Source organism: Sphingomonas sp., assembly GCF_036677245.1.
GTDB lineage: Bacteria > Pseudomonadota > Alphaproteobacteria > Sphingomonadales > Sphingomonadaceae > Allosphingosinicella.
Genome location: NZ_JAKFCG010000049.1, coordinates 1 through 2,412 on the forward strand (window position 1 = coordinate 1; position 2,412 = coordinate 2,412).

The following is a 2,412-nucleotide window of genomic DNA, read 5'->3' on the forward strand; positions in this document are numbered from 1 at the left end:
GCCGCATCGAGGAGGTCGCGAACGAGATCGCCGCGCTCTATCCCACCGGCCGCGTCGAATGCCGGGTGACCGACACCTACGGCAACATCCATGACAGCCTCGGGCAGGACCGCCGCTCGGTCGATCTGCTCTTCGGCGCGCTGGAGGCGCTGCAGATCAGCAAGAAGCAGATCCCGATGCGCGGCGGCACCGACGGCGCAGCGCTCTCGGCCCGCGGCCTGCCGACGCCGAATTTCTTCACCGGCGCCTATAATTTCCACTCGCGCTACGAGTTCCTGCCCGTCCCGGCCTTCGAGAAATCCTTCGAAGTCGCGCGGATGATCTGCACGCTGGCGGCGGGGCGGGCTTGAGCCTGCCCGAATTGGCAGCCGGCCGCCGGGCCGCGCCACCGCAGTTCAACGGACCGTGATGTCCCGACCCGGGCTTGCCGGGCCAAGCTTGCGCAAACCCGCCACCGCTCGCGCGAGGCCCCTGGCGAGCCATCCCCTGAAGGCGCCAGGCGCCGCGGCAATGGATTTGCGGCGAATCTCGGTGCTTCTGCGTACATAGAAGTCGATATCGATCGATCCATTCGACCGGCGAACGATCCTGTCGTCGAGTTCTCGCGCCATGACTTGCTCCTCTGCTCGTCATGCTCCTCTGCTCGTCACGGCCAGGATGGCGAAACCCTCGCGGCCGCGCTTGGCCGAAAACTTGCGCTTACCTTGCGTTTCCCTTGCTTTTTCGTAAGGGCCGCGAGCTCGGATACCGACCTCCCCGAACCCATGGTAAGCTTCCGCATGCGCTATCGCTTCGGAGCTTTCGAGCTTGTCCCGGAAACGCGGGAGCTTCTCGCGGCCGGGCAGCCGCGCTCGATCGAGCCGCAGGTCTTCGACCTCCTGCACTACCTGGTCTGCGAGCGCGAGCGCGTCGTCTCGCAGGACGATCTGGTCGCGGCGGTCTGGCATGGACGGATCGTCTCGGATTCGGCGATCAGCGCCCGGATCAGCGCCGCCCGCGCCGCGATCGACGATGAAGGCAAGCGCCAGGACTGGATCCGGACCGTGCCGCGGCGCGGCTTCCGCTTCGTCGGCCCGGTCGAGCCGGTAGAGATGCAACGTCACGGCCAAGCGCCGGCGGGAGCGCATCTTGCGGAAGCGCCGCACCAGCGTGTCGCCTTCTGCCACTCCCGCGATGGCACCCGCATTGCCTATGCGACCAGCGGCACCGGCTACCCTCTGGTCAAGGCCGGGCACTGGCTGACCCATCTCGAACATGACTGGCACAGCCCGATCTGGCGCCCCTTCCTGAGCAGGCTCAGCGGGCAGTTCACGCTCGTCCGCTACGATCAGCGCGGCAATGGCTTGTCCGACTGGGAGGTGAGCGATTTCGCGCTGGAGCGTTTCGTCGAGGATCTCGAGGCGACGGTGGACGCCGCCGGCCTCGAGCGTTTCGCGCTCTACGGCACCTCGCAGGGCGTGCCGATCGCCGTCAGCTACGCCCGGCGGCATCCGCAAAGGGTGAGCCATCTTGTGCTGCACGGCGGCTTCGTCAGGGGCCGCCTGGTCCGGTCCGGTGCCGACAGGGAGCAAGGCCTGGCGCTCATCACCCTGATCCGCCACGGCTGGGGCAAAGCCAACAGTCCGTTCATCGAAGCCTTTGCTACCCTGTTCATCCCAGGCGGCAGCCGCGAGCAGATTGCATCCCTGGCGGATTTGCAGCGCCTCACGGCCTCGCCCGACAACGCGGCCGCGCTGCGCCGCGCAATCGACCATTTCGACGTGTCCGACCTGCTCGGCGGCGTCGCCGTACCGACCCTCGTCGTGCACGCCGATGCCGACGGCGTTCAGCCGCTCGAGCAGGGGCTCGCGCTCGCCTCACATATCCCCGGTGCGGAATTCCTGCTGCTGGAGAGCCGCAACCACGTCATCCTGCCCGACGAGCCAGCTTGGCCGGTTCTCTTCGACGGGCTCGGCCGCTTCATCCTCGCCGCGCCATCCTCCTCGCGAGACTGACGCCCCACGGGCCGGCTACCCTCCGACCAGCTCGAACCAGCCGGCCTCGTCGATCACCTTGACGCCGTGCTTGGCGGCATCCTTGAGCTTGGAGCCGGCGCCCGGCCCGGCGACCAAGAGGTCGGTCTTCGAGGAAACCGAGCCCGCGACCTTCGCCCCGAGCCGCTCGGCCATCGCCTTGGCCTCGTCGCGGGTCATCCGTTCGAGCGCGCCCGTGAAGACGACGATCTGGCCGGCGACCGGGCTGGCCGAGGCCACCGCCTCCAGCGGCTGCGGCGTCACCTGCGCCAGCAGGCGCGCCAGCATCTCCTGATTGTGCTCTTCGGCGAAGAACTGCAGCAGCGCCTCGACCACGGTCGGCCCGACGCCATCGATGGCATCGAGCTCGGCGCGCTCCGGGCTCGTCGGCTCGACTGCC

The 2,412-nt window shown here is 68.2% G+C and carries 4 protein-coding genes; 2 read left to right on the forward strand and 2 right to left on the reverse strand.

The genetic code is table 11. From position 1 onward, the window contains the following. Positions 1–350, forward strand: a 350-nt coding sequence (locus V6M48_RS05345) for a hypothetical protein (RefSeq protein WP_443019050.1), incomplete at its 5' end; no start/stop codon positions are given. A gap of 45 nt (positions 351–395) precedes the next feature. Here the strand turns inward: V6M48_RS05345 and V6M48_RS05350 are convergent. After that, entirely contained in the window at positions 396–611 is a 216-nt protein-coding gene (locus V6M48_RS05350) for a hypothetical protein (protein ID WP_332811492.1), read from the reverse strand. A 168-nt stretch (positions 612–779) separates the two neighbouring features. On the opposite strand from V6M48_RS05350, the gene V6M48_RS05355 reads away from it, so the two are divergent. Continuing rightward, positions 780–1,994 carry an alpha/beta fold hydrolase gene (locus V6M48_RS05355; RefSeq protein WP_332811493.1) on the forward strand — a complete coding sequence of 405 codons (1,215 nt, stop codon included), beginning with the start codon at positions 780–782 and terminating at the stop codon, positions 1,992–1,994. A gap of 15 nt (positions 1,995–2,009) precedes the next feature. On the opposite strand, the gene V6M48_RS05360 is transcribed toward V6M48_RS05355, so the two are convergent. Beyond that, on the reverse strand, positions 2,010–2,412 hold a 403-nt coding region (locus V6M48_RS05360), incomplete at its 5' end, for a BRCT domain-containing protein (RefSeq protein WP_332811494.1).